The organism is Thermomicrobium roseum DSM 5159 (genome assembly GCF_000021685.1).
Lineage (GTDB): Bacteria > Chloroflexota > Chloroflexia > Thermomicrobiales > Thermomicrobiaceae > Thermomicrobium > Thermomicrobium roseum.
The window spans coordinates 692,787-709,264 of the sequence record NC_011959.1 but is presented as its reverse complement, the minus strand read 5'-3'; the positions used below and the strand labels follow the sequence as shown (position 1 = coordinate 709,264).

The window sequence follows — 16,478 nt, the reverse complement described above, 5'->3', positions numbered from 1 at the left end:
ACAACCACCCGACCCGGTAAGCTTCCCGCGTCGGGGTCCCCTCATACTCGAATGCAGGAAGGGCCTGTATAATTCCGGCAGTTGGGTGTACGAACAGCGGGGAGGAGCAGTCCGTGCAGCTCAGGTGTCCACAGAGCGAACTCGAGCGAGCTCTGCATCAAGTGTCACGTGCCGTCGCACGGCGCTCGACTCTGCCAGTCCTGAGTAATGTCCTCCTCGCCGCCGACGAAGCGAACCTCCGCATCACCGCGACGAATCTCGAGATCGCCCTGAGCGTCAGTTTTCCGGCAGAGGTCACTGATCCCGGCCAACTGAGTGTGCGAGCTGATGTCTTTACCGAATTTATCGGAAGCCTTCCCAAGCAGGACGTGATCCTCTCCGGCACGACCGGCAGCAACGATCTCCGCGTCACCTGCGGAACCTCCAAGGCGCGCATCCCTGGTATCCCCGCCGAGGACTTCCCCAGTCTGCCGCGAATCGGTGACCAGCCTCCGACCGCAACTGTGCCGGTCGAGGGTCTCCGGGAAGCGATCAGCCAGGTCGTGTTCGCAGCGGCGACCGATGACAGTCGGCCAGTCCTCGCCGGAGTCCTGCTCGAGTTTCGCGGCACGGAGTTGACATTAGCCGCAGCTGATGGTTTCCGCCTGTCGGTACGCTCCCTAGCCCTGCAACAGCCCGCTGCGACGGACTTGGCCATCATCGTGCCCGCGAGAGCTCTCGGTGAACTGGCTCGCGTCCTCGGCGACGGTGAAGAAACGGTCCAGCTCCTCGTCACACCGAATCGCAGCCAACTTCTGGCACGCAGTGGCCGACTCGAGTTCCTCTCCCGACTCATCGATGGAACCTTTCCCGAGTTCCGGCAAATCATCCCCAAGCAATGGCGTACCCGGGTCACGGTCGACCGCGAATCGTTCCTCGCGGCAGCCCGCCGAGCCAAGATCTTCGCTCAGTCCAACAACGAGGTAGTCAAGTTGCACATCGCACCGGGTGATTCCGAACTCGACCCTGGCTCGTTGACTGTTTCCGCCCAGGCAGCCGATGCCGGCGATACCGAGGACATCCTTCCAGCACGGGTTGACGGTCCGGAGGCGACCATCGCCTTCAACGGCCGCTACTTGACTGACGTCTTGTCCGTCACCAAAGCCACCGAGATCGCGCTCGAGATGACGACACCCAACGCTGCGGGCGTCTTTCGACCGGTCGGGGACGAGTCGTTCGTCCACGTCGTGATGCCGATGGTCATCGGTGCGGCATGACCAGACCGAGGACGGCGACACGATCCAGCCCACCATTGCAGACCCGCCTGTTCTGATACAGGCGAGGATCCCCATGCTGGTCAGGTCTTTGGAACTCGAAGAGTTCCGTTGCTTTCGCCACCTCCATCTCGTCCTCCCGGATCGCGGGCTGCGCCTCGTCGGCGCGAACGGCTCAGGCAAGACGAGTCTCATCGAGGCGCTCTACATGCTCGCCACGACCAAGTCGTTCCGCGCCTCGCTGGAGCGTCATCTCGTGCACCGATCGAGCGGGAGCGAACTCGGCATTCCTCCTTATGCTCGCCTCGCTGCCGAACTCTTCACGGAGACCGAACGAAGTACGCTGGAAATCGTGCTGATGGTTGACCCCGCCAGCGGCACTGTCAGAAAGCTGTATCGCCGGGATGGACGCTCCCTCCGAGCCGTCGAGTTCGTCGGCACACTCCGGGTTGTTCTGTTCTCGCCGGAGGATCTGGAACTGGTGACGGGAAGCCCGCAGCAGCGTCGACGGTACCTGGATACCATCCTCTCGACGATCGACCGAGCCTATCTGCGCGCTCTCGCTCGTTACACGCGCATCCTCGAGCACCGGAACAGTCTCTTGAAATCCTTGGCCGAACGGGATCAGCGCGCTGCTGACGAACAACTCGCGTATTGGGACGAGCAGTTGGTCACGTACGGGGCGTATTTGCTCGTCGCGCGACTTCGTTTTCTCGCGGAATGGGGACCACGACTCCGCGACCATTTCCAGGCGCTCGATACCCAGGCACAGGTGCTGACAACGGCCTATCTTCCTTCGATCGACCTTCCGGAAAGTCTCCTCAGCGAACTGGCCGCTCGGGAAGTGGCCGACGCTCAGCTGATCGTGGGAGCACGGTATCGCGAGACACTGGAACGGCTTCGACCTGACGAGCTGCGGCGGGGAAGCACGCTTGTCGGGCCGCATCGCGACGATGTGGAGTTCCTGCTGGGCGAGGAGCCACTCACCGCTTTCGGCTCACGCGGCGTGCAGCGCTTGGCCGTGATAGCTGCCAAACTAGCCGAAATCGCCGTGATCCACCGCGTCACCGACGACTGGCCTGTCCTGCTTCTCGACGATGCGCTGTCCGAACTCGATCAGCAGCATCGAGCGCATCTTTTGGCAACGCTCTCCGCACTACCAGCCCAGTTGATTCTCACAGCTACCGAGTCCGATGTTCTCGAGACTCCGGTTCTCTCGTCCTTGCCCCTTTTTCGCTTGAATGATGGTCGCCTGGAACCGGGGTGAGTCACTGTCCTGCAGCTCACGGACGCTCGACGATCACCGCGATTCCCATACCTCCACCGATACAGAGCGCTGCGGCACCATAACGCCCTCCGGTGCGTCGGAGCGCATGCACTAGAGTAACCAGGATGCGAGCACCGCTCGCTCCGATCGGATGGCCCAGCGCAATCGCTCCACCATAGATATTGAGCCGCTGCGGATCGAGTCCCAGCTCCCTTTGCACAGCCAAAACCTGCACAGCAAAGGCCTCGTTGACCTCATACAGGTCGAGATCCTCGATCCTCAGTTCCGCTCTCGCCAGCGCCTGGCGCAAGGCAGGAATCGGCCCCAGACCCATGACGCGCGGCGGCACGCCAGCCCATGCCCAAGAACGAATGCGCGCCAGCGGCTCGAGCCCCAGAGCTCGCGCTCGTTCCTCTGCCATGACGACCAGCGCGGCAGCACCATCGTTGATACCCGATGCATTACCAGCTGTGACTGTCCCAGCAGGATCGAAGGCCGGTCGCAGCCGAAGGAGCCCTTCCAGCGTCGTCTCGGGGCGGGGATGCTCGTCCCTCGTCACCAACTCCGATCCCTGTCGACCAGGCACTTCCACTGGGATGATCTCGTCGGCAAAGGCTCCAGTTTCCCAGGCGAGAGCCGCTCGCCGTTGGCTTTCCACAGCGTAGCGATCTTGCTCCTCGCGACCGATTCCGTACTCTCGCGCGATATTCTCGGCGGTGATACCCATATGACAGTCGTGGAAAGCATCGGTGAGACCTTCTGCAAGCAAAGAGTCGACCAGCATTCCATGCCCCAGCCGATAACCGAAGCGAGCGCCGGTGAGAAGGTACGGCGCTTGCGACATGCTTTCCATGCCACCCGCGACGACGATCTGGGCTTCGCCGAGCGCGATAGCCTGTGCCGCCATGACGACTGCCCGCAATCCTGAGCCGCATACCATGTTGACGGTTACGGCAGGTACGCTGTCCGGCAATCCAGCCGTCATGCTCGCCCGCCGGGCCGGATTCATCCCTTGCCCAGCCTGGAGCACATTGCCCATGATGACGTCCTCGACAGCCGCTGGCTCCAGGCCAACACGGCTCAGTGCGCCTGCGATCGCGCTGGCCCCCAACCGCCATGCCGGTAGGTCTTTGAAAAAACCTCCGAAGCGACCGATCGGCGTGCGCACCGCTGCGACGATAACCGGCGTCGCCACGATACACCTCTCCAGTCATTCATAGGCGACGGCGGGACGTATTGTCCCGCCGTCACATCGAATCCTCGTCGTCGTTGTCATTCTTGCTCGCCGTGCTCGGCAATCCAGGTTCGCTTGATCTCCTCCACCACTGTCGGATCAGTCAGAGTCGTCGTATCGCCCAGCACCCTCCCTTCGGCGATGTCGCGGAGCAGTCGACGCATGATCTTGGCACTGCGCGTCTTGGGGAGGTCGGCGACGAAGATCACCCGCTCAGGGCGAGCGATCGGGCCGATAACCTCCGCGACATGGCGCCGCAACTCCTCAGCGAGTGAGTCGCTCGGGGTGTAGCCGGCCCGCAAGCTCACGAAGGCGACCGGTACCTGCCCCTTGATCTCGTGCGAGACACCGATCACCGCCGCCTCAGCGACCACCGGATGCCCAACCAGCGCGCTTTCCAGCTCCATCGTCCCCAAGCGGTGGCCGGCCACGTTCAGGACGTCATCGACCCGGCCGAGGATCCAGTAGTAACCGTCCTCGTCTCGCTTGGCACCATCTCCGGTCACATAGATCGACGGCCCGTATTTCGAGAAGTACGTCTTCACGTAGCGATCCGGATCGCCCCATAACGTGCGCGAGATCGAGGGCCACGGCCGACGGATGACGAGGTAACCGCCTTGACCAGTGGGAACAGAGTTGCCTGCTTCATCGAGAATATCGGGCTCGATGCCCGGGAACGGCAGCGTCGCCGAACCGGGTTTGGTCGTCGTGAGGCCAGGCAGCGGCGTGATCAAGATCATCCCGGTTTCTGTCTGCCACCAGGTATCGACGATCGGGCAACGCCCGCGACCGATATGCTCGTGATACCACATCCAGGCCTCAGGATTGATCGGCTCACCGACCGTGCCCAGCAGTCGCAAGCTCGAGAGATCGTGCCGAGCGGGGTATTCCGGTCCCCAGCGCATGAACTGACGGATCGCCGTGGGCGATGTATACAGGATCGTGACGTGCCGCCGTTCCACGATGTCCCAGAAGCGATCCTTGTCTGGCCAATCCGGTGAGCCCTCGTACATGACGACGGTCGCACCATTGGCCAGCGGGCCGTACACGATGTAGCTGTGGCCAGTAACCCAGCCGATGTCGGCAGTGCACCAGTAAATGTCGTCCGGCTTGAGATCGAAGACCCACTTCGAGGTAATGTACACCCCCGTGAGGTAACCACCAGTCGTGTGGAGCTGTCCCTTCGGTTTTCCGGTGGTGCCGGAGGTATAAAGGATATAAAGCGGGTGCTCGCTGTCCAACGATTCAGGAGGACAGTATTGCTCGCGAATACCAGCCAGCACCTCGTGCCACCAGAGGTCGCGCCCCGCTTGCATGGTCACCTGGTGGCTCTCGCCGATCCGTCGCACGACGAGGACCTTCTCCACACTCGGGCACCGATCGAGCGCTCGGTCTGCCGTCTCCTTGAGCGGGACGACACGTCCCCGCCGGTAGCCCCCGTCAGCCGTGATCAGCAACTTGGCCTGGCAGTCATTGATCCGGTCGGCCAGTGCGTCCGCGCTGAAACCACCGAACACAACCGAATGCGGTGCACCGATGCGGGCACAGGCCAGCATCGCGATCGGCAGCTCGGGAATCATCGGCAAGTAGATGGCGACTCGGTCTCCTTTTTCAATGCCCAGTCGTCTGAGCGCCAGCGCGACGCGATTCACTTCCCGATACAGATCCTGGTAGGTCAATACCCGCTCGTCGCCTGGCTCACCTTCCCAAATGATCGCTGCCTTGGTACGCCGCCCTGCCTTGAGGTGTCGATCGACACAATTGACCGACGCGTTCAGCTTGCCGCCGACGAACCACTTGACCCAGGGGGGATTCCACTCCATGACCGTCTGCCACGGCTGATCCCACTCGAGCTCTCGAGCGATCGACGCCCAGAAGCCTTCCGGGTCCTGACGCGCCCGTTCGTAAACGCTCGGATCGTTGATGTTCGCCTGCGCCGCGAACTCCGGGGGAGGCGGGAATCGCCGGGTCTCGACGAGCAACCCCTCGATCGTGCCGACTGCGCCCGTTCCGATTTCGTCCGGCATCAGCGCCTCCTTTCCACGACCGTACTTGTCGACACATGACGGAGCTGATCGGGTTATTTTCCAGTGTAATCGGATGAGGTCAACGTGGCAACTCTCTGCCCGGCTACCGCGTTGTGCGGTCGAGTCCCTGCTCCAAAGCAGCGCGACTCCAGACGACGGGACCGGGTCCGAAGGATCGACCGCGACCGGAGCCGAATGTTCGGAATGGCTGTCCGCAGGCACGATCCTTTCATCCTTCTCTCCATGCTCTCCATGAAAGAGGAGTGGGCGGTTTGCGCGCATGTGCTCTCAGCGAGTGACGATCGAGCCTCGCGAAGGTCTCGGAGCTGAGCTTCCCGATTCGCAGACCCAAAAGCAGCGCTCTGACGTGCCCTCCTTTCCTCGAACCGTGCGCTTGCCACCGCGGTTCCACATCGCATACTCGTTGCAACACGACATACTGCGCATGAAGAACCCGAATCGTGACAGCAATCACGATCCAGGGTAGAATGGTCGTGGAGAGTCGCCTGGAAAGGCGGCGCATCGGAGCGAGGTGCTGCGGGGAAGGGGCAAAACGCGTGAAGCGAATTGCTAAACGACCCAGTACTCGGTCGGTTCTCGTCATGCTGCTGTTGGCGCTCACGGTAGTGCTCACCAGCGGCTGTGGTGTCATCGGCGGCAAGATCGCCTCGACATCGGATCCAGCTGGTGACCAAGCACGCCTGATCTGGGATCTCTTCATCACGCCCGTCTGGTGGTTGGTCATCTTCGTCTTCGTCCTCGTCACGGGCTGGATTCTCATCAACATCGTCCGTTTCCGACGTCAGCCTGGCGACACGCGTATTCCACCGCAAGTACACGGCAATCAACGCCTCGAGATCGCCTGGACACTCATCCCGGCGATCATTCTGGCCCTGATCGCTGTGCCCTCTACCCGGCTGATCTTCGAACTAAATCGTGACCCTGGTCCTGGCAGCAACGCGCTCCGTGCCCAGGTGATCGGCCACCAATGGTGGTGGGAGTTCCGCTACCCCGAGTACGGCATCGTGACCGCCGGTGACCTCCATCTCGTTGTCGGTCGTCCCGTCGTTCTCACAATCACCTCTCACGATGTGATCCATTCCTTCTGGCCGCCGCGCCTGGCGGGCAAGGTGGACGCCGTGCCTGGCCGAGCGCACACGATGGTCTTCACGCCCGAAGAGACTGGTGTTTTTTATGGCCAGTGTGCCGAGTTGTGCGGCGCGCAACATGCGCACATGCAGTTCCGCGTCGTCGTCCAAACTCAGGAAGAGTTCGATGCCTGGGTCGCAAAGCTCCGCCGCCCCATCCCCGAGCCGCCGGCCGGCAGCCTGGCTGCAACAGGCCAGCAGTTGTTTGCAGGGAAGGCGGGATGCGCCGGATGTCACCAGGTTTCGCCAACCTATGATCCTGTGACGCCGATAAACAAAACACTGGCCGTTGGACCGAATCTCGCGTATATCGGTGAACGTCATGTCCTGGCGGCCTTCACCGACAATACGCCGGAGGAGCTGCATCGCTGGATTGCGTCTACCTGCGATGTCAAGCCCTACTCCATCATGTGCGAGAAGTGGTGGCGGATCCGAGCCGAGCAGAACACATTGTTGACGACAGAAGAGGTTGATGCCATAGTGGCATACATGCTGTCACTTCAGTGAACCCGCAGGACTTCATACGGTAGGGGGTAGGCGGCATGGACAGCAGGGATAGAATGTCGAGAGAAAGCAATTGGGGCTCCGGAGAGACGACGCTCCGAGCACGTTCGGACCAGCACCAAGCGTGGGAGGGCACCGATGGCTGAAGCGGCGATCAGACTCGAACAGGCAGGATACCGGCGCTCCGCGCTGGTCGAGTGGTTGACCACCGTCGACCACAAGAAAATCGGCATTCTGTACTACTGGACATCGATCATCTACCTTCTTCTCGCTGGCTTTCTGGCTCTCCTGATGCGTATCCAGCTAGCCCAACCGAACATGAACTTTCTTGGGCCGAAAACCTACAATGAAGTCATGACCATGCACGGGACGATGATGATTTTCGCGGTCGCCATGCCGTTGAACGCGGCGTTCTTCAATATCGCCGTGCCACTCATGATCGGTGCTCGTGATGTGGCCTTCCCCCGTTTGAACGCGTTCTCCTATTGGTCCTTCCTTTTCGGCTCGCTCCTCCTCTGGTCCAGCTTCCTTTTCGGACACGTGCCGGATGCTGGGTGGACCGGTTACGCAAATCTTTCGAGCAGCCGACTGTACTCGGCCGGACCCGGACTCGACTTCTGGAACCTCAGTCTCCAGGTGCTCGGTATCAGCTCGATCGCTGGTGCGCTCAACTTCTTCGTCACCATCGTCAACATGCGGGCCCCTGGTATGTCGCTCATGCGCATGCCGGTCTACGTCTGGATGGTTCTCATCACAGCGATTCTGATTCTTCTTGCCTTCCCGTCGCTGACCGTCGGCCTCTTCATGATCATGTTCGACCGCTACTTCAGTACCAATTTCTTCAACCCCGTCCACGGTGGTGATCCCGTCATTTGGCAGCACTTGTTCTGGATTTTCGGTCATCCCGAGGTGTACATCCTGGTTCTGCCGCCGATGGGCATCATCTCCGAGATTTTGCCGACGTTCTCCCGTAAGCCGCTCTTCGGTGCACCCTTCGTGATCTTCGCTGGTATGGCGATCGCGTTCTTGAGTTTCTTCGTCTGGGCCCATCATATGTTCACCGTCGGCCTCGGCCCGGTACCCAACGCGCTCTTCGCCGCCTCGACTATGCTGATCGGGATCCCGACCGGGGTGAAGGTGTTCAACTGGCTCGCCACCATGTGGGGCGGCTCGATCGATTTCAAGACACCGATGAAGTTCGCGACCGCCGCCGTTTGGCTCCTCATGGTCGGTGGGGTCACCGGCGTGATGCACGCGACCGTCCCCCTCGACTACCAGCAGCATGACTCCTACTTCATCGTTGCTCACTTCCACTACATCATCTTCGGCGTGATCGTGAACGCCCTGTTGGCTGGAACGTACTACTGGTTCCCCAAGATGTACGGGCGCTTGCTCGATGAGCGGCTCGGCACGCTGCACTTCTGGTTGACCTTCATCGGCATGAATCTGACGTTCTTCCCCATGCACTTCGTCGGCCTGGATGGTATGCCGCGCCGGTACTTCACCTATTCGGCCGAGACCGGTTGGGGTACCTGGAACCTAGTAGTCACTATCGGTGCCTTCATCCTCGGACTCGCCCAGGTCGTGCTGCTCGTCAACGTCTACAAGACGATGCGTCAACCCGCGACGGCCCCGGCCGACCCGTGGGATGGTCGCACGCTCGAGTGGACCATTCCCTCGCCACCCCCGGCGTACAACTTCGCGGTCATTCCCACCGTCCGAGGACGTGATGCCTACTGGATCGAAAAGTATGGCGACGGACATCACACGCCAGTCGTGAGCGATGTGACGCAACGACGTGAGACTCGGCTCGAACAACGTGACAATCCGGGTCACGGGCTCCCCGCTGGCGTGCATCTGCCCAAGCCGTCATGGTGGCCGATGATCGTGTCGGCTGGACTGACCGCGATGGCCGCTGGCATGATCATGCACGGCACGGAGACACTAGGGCCGCTTGGATTCCCGATCGTCGGACTCGGCACGCTCATCGTCTTCTTCGGTCTGCTCGGCTGGCACTTCGAGCCAGCGATCGAACACGAGGAGGCACACGTCTCGTGAGGAGGGCGTCCTGGGGCGGGTTTTCACCCGCCCCAGAGACTCGGTTCGTGCAGGTCGTTGGAGAGAAGGGATCGCGAGGTGGGTCACTCGGTCACGGCGCAGGCGCACCCGGCTGGTGAGCACACGACGACCGGTATCTCGCATAACCGGTTGATGATGTGGACGTTCCTGGCCAGCGACTGCATGTTCTTCGTGTCACTGATTTGGGTTTATTTTGCCTATCGTGGTCGCTATTTCGAGCCCCCCTATCCGCGCGATGTTCTCGACATACCCTATACCTCCGTCTCGGCAGCCGTCCTTCTCCTCTCCAGTTTCGCGATCGTCATGTCGCTCACCGCACTCGAGCGGGGCGATATGCGCGGATTCCGCGGTTGGCTCCTCGGGACGATCTTGCTCGGTGCTCTCTTCCTCGGCGGCCAGTACTACGAATTCACGACTTTCTATCACGAAGGACTCACGCTCACGTCGAACCTGTTCGGAACGACCTTCTTCGTCCTGACTGGTTTCCACGGTACACACGTGTTCATCGGTATCGTCTGGCTCCTGGTCCAGTGGCTGCTGTCGTTGTTCGGCAAGCTCACAACCGCTCACGTCGAACGCTTCTTCGTCACGACGCTCTACTGGCACTTCGTCGATATCGTCTGGATCGTCATTTTCATGCTGGTCTATCTCATGCCATACTGAAGTCGGCTCTGAGCAAGACGTCGGGGATCGTCGAAACCGTGAGGAGGGAAGCAGATGGCTGAACCACCGGTCACCCATGCGCAACCCGGACCAGCGACCTGGGTACGCGTCCTCGTGCTCCTGACGATCGCCACAGTGCTCGAGGTCCTGACCTATGTCTTCGAGTCGACGCTCGGTGTCTTGACTGCACCGATCTTGATCTTCTTTGCCATCGTCAAATTCGTGCTGGTCGTCGCCTACTACATGCACCTCAAGTACGACGCACGACTTCTGACCGGCATTTTTGCCTGGGGGATGTTGATCGCGATCAGCATCTTCACCGCCATGGCTGCAATCTACCATATCTATGGCCAACCTCTTTTGACGCCATAGCGTTCTTGTCCGCAAAGGACGACTTGCCAGGCTCCGGCCATGATGGCACCATCTGGCCGGAGTATCGTGTGCAGTCCTTCATCCTCGCGACACTTCGGGGTGACGAAGAACTGGTGTTCCGACCGAACGAGGGAGGGGTAACAGGACCATGGAAAACACGGCGTTGTACCTGGCGTTGGGCGCGGCAGTCCTCGCGCTCCTCTATGGGGCCATCCTGATCCGTTGGGTTTTAGCCCAACCGCGTGGTGATGAACGCATGCAGGCGATCGCCCAGGCCATTCAGGAGGGCGCCGAGGCGTACATGCGTCGGCAATACACGCTCGTGGCTATCGTCGCGGTGATCGTCGCCCTCATTCTCGGCTTCGCGGTCGACTGGACGACCGCTGTCGGTTTCCTCGTCGGCGCGATCGCATCGGGACTCGCTGGTTTCATCGGCATGTCGATCGCCGTGCGAGCGAACGTGCGTACGGCGGAAGCTGCCAAACGCGGGCTCGAGCGAGCCCTAGCGGTCGCCTTTCGGGGCGGCGCTGTGACCGGCCTCCTCGTCGCCGGTCTCGGTCTACTGAGTGTGACGCTGTTCTATCTCATCACGCGGAACGTGACTGCGCTGGTCGGTCTCGGCTTCGGTGGAAGCCTCATTTCTGTCTTCGCGCGTATCGGTGGCGGTATCTACACGAAGGCAGCAGATGTCGGTGCCGACCTCGTCGGCAAAGTGGAAGCTGGTATCCCGGAAGACGACCCGCGCAATCCTGCCGTCATCGCCGACAACGTCGGGGACAACGTCGGTGACTGCGCCGGTATGGCAGCCGACCTCTTCGAGACGTACGCCGTGACCGCCATCGCTGCGATGCTCCTCGGCCACCTCGTTTTCGGTACCGAAGTGGCAGTGGTCTACCCACTCGCGCTCGGTGCTGTATCCATCCTCACTTCCATCATCGGCACCTTTTTCGTACGCCTCGATGCGAGTCGCTCGATCATGCGTGCCCTCTATAAGGGGGTCATCGCGGCCATGCTTCTGGCCGCTATCCTCTTCTTACCGGTCACGAGCTGGCTGATGGGTGACAACCCCGTCGTTACCAGCGGGCCCGTCTCCCTCTTCGGCTTCTCGTTCGAGCTCTCCGCGGCGGCCAAGCTCTGGCTCAGTGCGCTGGTCGGTCTGGTGGTGACCATCGGCATGGTCGTTTTCACAGAATTCTTCACTTCGGAAAAGTACAGCCCGGTCAAGCGGATCGCCGCTGCCTCGGAAACCGGACATGCGACCAACATCATCAGTGGCCTGGCTGTCTCGATGCAAGCCACTTTTCCACCCATCGTCCTCATCGCTTTGGCGATTTATGTCGCTTACAATTTGACGCATTCTGCGTCGTCACCGTACAGCGGTCTCTACGGGCTGGCAGTTGCCGCTATGGCCATGCTCTCCATGACCGGCATGATCGTCGCCGTCGATTCCTTCGGGCCCATTACCGATAACGCCGGAGGTATTGCCGAAATGGCCGAACTTCCAGATGAAGTCCGGTCGGTCACCGACCCTCTCGACGCCGTAGGCAATACCACCAAGGCAGTCACCAAGGCGTACGCGATCGGCTCGGCTGGTCTTGCGGCCCTCGTCCTCTTTGCCTCGTACTATTTGGAGCTCTCGGAGCAGCTCGTCTTCGAGTTGTCCAATCCGCGCGTCGTGATCGGCATATTCATCGGCGCTGCACTTCCCTACTTTTTCGCAAGCTTTCTCATGGAAGCGGTGGGGAAAGCCGGCGGCGCAGTCGTGCAAGAAGTACGACGACAGTTTCGCGAGATTCCTGGTTTGTTGGAAGGGAAGGCCCGTCCAGAGTACGGTCGTGCCGTCGATATCGTGACCCGCGAAGCACTGCGCCAGATGCTGGTGCCGGTTCTCATCACGATCCTCGCCCCCATCATCGTGGCCGTTCTTCTGGGCAAGGAGGCACTCGGCGGATTGCTCATCGGCTCCATCGTGACCGGACTCTTCGTCGCCATCTCCATGACGACCGGGGGCGCTGCCTGGGACAACGCCAAGAAGTTCATCGAATCCGGTGCCCACGGCGGAAAGGGCAGCTTCGCACATCAGGCGGCTGTAACCGGCGACACAGTCGGTGATCCGTACAAAGACACCGCCGGCCCCGCCATCAACCCGATGATCAAGGTCGTCAATATCGTCGCACTCTTGATCGTGAAGGCGCTCGGCTGGGGTTGATGATCGTCACTGTAGCAGAACCTCGCGCGATCGCCCGGAGCTTCCTGCCCGGGCGATCGCGCTTGTGTCACCAGCGTTCGACGAGCAGTGGTCGCTCGGCCAGGGCACGCTCGATTTCCCACTTCTCCGGTAGCGAGGGCTGCGCCCCGAACCGTTGGACAGCGAGCGAGCCTGCCCACACCGCTCGCTGGAGGATCGACGGCCACTCGAGTCCTTCGATGAGTCCAGCAGCCACTGCAGCGACGAACGCGTCACCAGCGGCAGTCGTATCCACGACCGCTACGGAAGGCGCGGCACAACGCCAGCGCGTCCCCTGCGCGACACAGATCGCCCCCTGCACACCGAGTGTGACGAACACCGTTGAAACGCGGGAAGCGAGGGTCTCAGCGACACGATCCAGTGGGTCCGAACTTGCCAGCCCAGCCACTTGATAAGCCTCGAGCCGATTCACCACCAGCACGTCACAGTTCGCGAGCAGATGCTCAGCCTCCTTCGTCCACGGTGTGGCGTTGAGGAGACACCAGGCGCCAGCTCCTCGCCCACACTGCAAAGCTGCGCCCACCGCCTCGAGCGGGATTTCCAATTGCACACAGACGACATCCCCACGCCCGATTCGCAGAACCTCGAACTGCTCGCGCACCCAGCCAGCATCCAACGCACCGTTGGACCCAGGAGCGATGACGATCCGGTTTTCTCCGTGAACGTCGATCTCGATGAGCGCGAGACCACCCAACCCCGGGACGCGTCGCACCGCGCCGACATCGACTCGGTCGGCCACCAGTTCCGCCCGCCTTGCTTCGCTGAACGGATCGTCGCCGAGTGCAGCAACCAACGCAACCGGAACTCCCCAGCGGGCAACTCCGACCGCCTGATTCGCTCCCTTTCCGCCGCCGACGATCCGAGCGTCGCGGGCAGCGATGGTTTCACCAGCCACAGCGAACCGCGGAACGCTCACCACTACGTCAGTATTGACGCTCCCAACGACCACGCATCGTCCAGGCATCGCTCTCGTCCATCCCCAGCGGTTTCTGCCACCGAACGATCGCACGGAGCAGGCGAGGCCGGATCGATTCACGCCAACCGCGGGCAGCAATACGCACCTCTTGCTCGCTTGCCAACCGCTGGCCGTACTGCTCGCGCGTGTAGAGGAAGGCGATCATCTCAGCAGCTCGTCGCGTACCAGGGAAGCGGCGGCCGATTTCCCAGGCGTACTCGAGCGGCGTCATGGACTCGCGCAGCGGCACACCAGCTACCCGGCCTAAGCGGCAAAGTCGGAGATAGAGCCGTCCGGCTGGCGAAAGGCGCCAGCTTCCCCAAAACCACCAAAGCGTCACGGCGAGTACCAGCATTCCCAGCACAGCCAGACTCACTACCAAGGCGATGCGACTCGACGACGCCCGTGACTGGTTCGTTGCAGCCGCGGTGCCAACCGCACCAGCTCCCTCCGATCGATCGAGTTCCGACAAGCGAAGTCCGAACCGCTCATCGGTAGGGAGATTAGCACCCAAAATCGGGTCCATCGGAAGCCAGTCAGCTTGCTCCGCAACGGATCCGCGCAACAGAGGCGGACGGGACGCAGTCGGCTCGAAGGGAATCCAACCGTATCCGGGGAAAAAGACCTCGACCCAGGCGTGCGCATTACGATCACGATAGACGATCCCACCCATCTCGCCGTTCGACTCACCCGGGTAATAACCGACCGCGATACGCGCCGGAATCCCCACAGCACGGAGCAGGACGGCCATCGCCGAAGCATAAAAGGTGCAATACCCTTCCGGCCGCACGAAGAGCACGGTATCGACCGCGTCGATGCCACTCGGGGTCGGCGCAGCCTCGTTGTAGGCGATCCTTTGGCGGACGAACGCCTCGATCGTCGCGGCGACATCGTAGGCGTTCGACTTTCCTGCGGCCAGCGCGAGCGCGAGTTGGCGAGTGCGTTCCGTCACCGATTCGGGGAGCTGCGTGTACCGCCGGTAAAGATCACGGGGGTAGACTCCATATACAGTCGCCTCGAGGTTTCCTGAATCGACGGTATCCCCGTTGCCCCGATCAGCAGCCCGCAGTTGCTCCGGCGTCGCCCGGCTGACCGTCGTGACAAGATCGTAGCTCAGGCCGCGACTGACTCCTTCAGTGGGGAACAACGCTTCCAGATCGGCATAATCCGGAAGCCGTCCCCGATACGCTACCCGCATGATCCGAAACGAGTCGTCCGCACCTGCTTCCCACCAGAACGTAACCTCGATACCGCGCGCCGCTAACTGATTCATCAAGGTATCGAGCTCAGGAAGAGCCGGTGATCCCCTCATGAACGACCAATACCATGCGCGATCCGCATACGGGTCAGGCGTCGGAGTCTCCGACGCTTCCTCGGCCGGCGGACGGAAGACGGTAGCACGCAACAGCTGGGCGAGTGGACGCAACTCGCGAGGAATCTGCTCCTCCGGCGTCGACTCGAGTTCGATCGTCCGCCAATCGTTCCCGTTCGTCCAACCATAGAGTGCACGGACAGGAACACTGACCGAGACCGGCGTACCCGTGATGGGCAGCGCTGCCCCTCGCGCCTGCAGAACCTCGACGTGATACGCCAGCGTTTGCCTTTCGAGAGCGATCGACCGGTCCTGTGGCATTTCTTCCCCGCTCGCGAACTCGAGAAGCGGAGCGGGTTGGGAGACCGACTGATCGGTCGGCGAACTCGGTGGTGTGCTCGTTTCTCGATCGAGTTCGAGCTCCGGTACCGCACTCGATCGCCAGCCTCGGCCAGTGTAGAGGTCATAGGTTCGGACCGTGAGGTACGGCGCCTCCAGACCACTGACGAGCAACACCGGCTCATCGCTCAGGCGCAGTGGACCACCGATCTCGAAGCGATCACCGAAACTGGCGAAACCACCCACTCCACCCCGTGTTCCTCCTGGGCCACGTACTGAAGGGAACCACTCCGCGAGTGTATCGCGCACCTCGTTCCACGGTCGGCTGGTTGGCTGCAAAAGGGCCGATACCCGAGGGGAGTGCGTGCTCAGGGGAACGATCCATCCGACCAACAAAAGCGCGACGGACAACCAGCTGAGAACCCACAGTGCCTGCCACGCGAGCCCGCTCGCGTGCGGGAACCCGCGTGCCCGCCATCGCCAGAGTCGTTGCATGAACGTCACGCGACCAACGATGAGAAGATCGAGCACGATCATGATCGCCACGAACAGCGGTGAAACCTCTCGGGAATAGCCCGCATTGATGAGAATCACGATACTCGGTAGGAGAACGCTCACCCATGCGTGGTCATGCCGCACGAGGAGCCACGACGACAAATACCCGACCAGAAAATGTGTGACGGCGATGAGGAGCAAGAACAGGTAATAATCGTCTCTCGGCTGCCCATCCTGTACCGCCGCGAACCAACGTTCCCAGCGCAACCAGAGAAAAGCGAGCTTGTCCCGCCACCCGCCGAGTTCATCGCTGAGTAAGTCTTGGAGAATCCAGAGCACGCTCAGCGTACCGAACAAGCTCGCTACCGGATGTGCAGCCCAGTCAGGTAATCCGAGCGGCCGTGCTAGCAGATAGGCAAGGACCGATCCGATCATGATGGCCCGCACCGCCACGATGAGGCCATCTGACCACTCGGCACGGTACGTCGAATATCCTGCTAGTAGATCGAGCACGAGGAGCAAGCCGAAAGGGAACCATCCGACACGCGGCGTCAGTCGGTTCCACCACCATGTCATCGCTCA

General features: G+C 61.3%; 11 protein-coding genes. 7 read left to right on the top strand and 4 right to left on the bottom strand.

The features are described 5' to 3' along the window. Positions 1-113: 113 nt before the first annotated feature. The gene (dnaN, locus tag TRD_RS03280) at positions 114-1,256 is read left to right on the top strand and encodes a DNA polymerase III subunit beta (protein WP_012642105.1); all 1,143 of its coding nucleotides are present in this window, start codon (positions 114-116) and stop codon (positions 1,254-1,256) included. 73 nt (positions 1,257-1,329) lie between these two features. Beyond that, the gene (gene recF / locus TRD_RS03275) at positions 1,330-2,520 is read left to right on the top strand and encodes a DNA replication/repair protein RecF (RefSeq protein WP_012642104.1); all 1,191 of its coding nucleotides are present in this window, start codon (positions 1,330-1,332) and stop codon (positions 2,518-2,520) included. Between the two features lie 16 nt (positions 2,521-2,536). Here recF and TRD_RS03270 read toward each other — a convergent pair whose 3' ends face one another. Both TRD_RS03270 and acs read right to left on the bottom strand, forming a co-directional pair. Next, positions 2,537-3,715, bottom strand: coding sequence for an acetyl-CoA C-acetyltransferase (locus tag TRD_RS03270; RefSeq protein ID WP_012642103.1), 1,179 nt, complete (start codon positions 3,713-3,715; stop codon positions 2,537-2,539). A 77-nt stretch (positions 3,716-3,792) separates the two neighbouring features. Further along, entirely contained in the window at positions 3,793-5,781 is a 1,989-nt protein-coding gene (acs, locus tag TRD_RS03265; RefSeq protein ID WP_012642102.1) for an acetate--CoA ligase, read from the bottom strand. Between the two features lie 557 nt (positions 5,782-6,338). On the opposite strand from acs, the gene coxB reads away from it, so the two are divergent. The 5 genes from coxB (at position 6,339) to TRD_RS03235 (ending at position 12,756) form a co-directional block, all read left to right on the top strand. Next, positions 6,339-7,436 (top strand): cytochrome c oxidase subunit II, encoded by a 1,098-nt coding sequence (coxB, locus tag TRD_RS03255; RefSeq protein WP_169302281.1) that lies wholly within the window; start codon positions 6,339-6,341, stop codon positions 7,434-7,436. 135 nt (positions 7,437-7,571) lie between these two features. Continuing rightward, a complete protein-coding gene (gene ctaD / locus TRD_RS03250; RefSeq protein ID WP_012642099.1) occupies positions 7,572-9,491 on the top strand; it encodes a cytochrome c oxidase subunit I in 1,920 nt (639 codons plus the stop codon). 78 nt (positions 9,492-9,569) lie between these two features. After that, complete coding sequence (locus tag TRD_RS03245) at positions 9,570-10,175, top strand: cytochrome c oxidase subunit 3 (RefSeq protein WP_012642098.1); 606 nt, start codon at positions 9,570-9,572, stop codon at positions 10,173-10,175. A gap of 54 nt (positions 10,176-10,229) precedes the next feature. Continuing rightward, positions 10,230-10,547 (top strand): cytochrome C oxidase subunit IV family protein, encoded by a 318-nt coding sequence (locus TRD_RS03240; RefSeq protein WP_012642097.1) that lies wholly within the window; start codon positions 10,230-10,232, stop codon positions 10,545-10,547. 148 nt (positions 10,548-10,695) lie between these two features. Next, on the top strand, positions 10,696-12,756 hold the full coding sequence (locus tag TRD_RS03235; RefSeq protein ID WP_012642096.1) for a sodium-translocating pyrophosphatase: 2,061 nt from the start codon (positions 10,696-10,698) through the stop codon (positions 12,754-12,756). A 67-nt stretch (positions 12,757-12,823) separates the two neighbouring features. Here TRD_RS03235 and TRD_RS03230 read toward each other — a convergent pair whose 3' ends face one another. Next, positions 12,824-13,759 carry a ribokinase gene (locus TRD_RS03230; RefSeq protein WP_041435945.1) on the bottom strand — a complete coding sequence of 312 codons (936 nt, stop codon included), beginning with the start codon at positions 13,757-13,759 and terminating at the stop codon, positions 12,824-12,826. Further along, positions 13,719-16,472, bottom strand: coding sequence for a transglutaminase domain-containing protein (locus TRD_RS03225; RefSeq protein ID WP_012642094.1), 2,754 nt, complete (start codon positions 16,470-16,472; stop codon positions 13,719-13,721). The genes TRD_RS03230 and TRD_RS03225 overlap by 41 nt, the downstream gene beginning before the upstream one ends. Positions 16,473-16,478 lie beyond the last annotated feature (6 nt).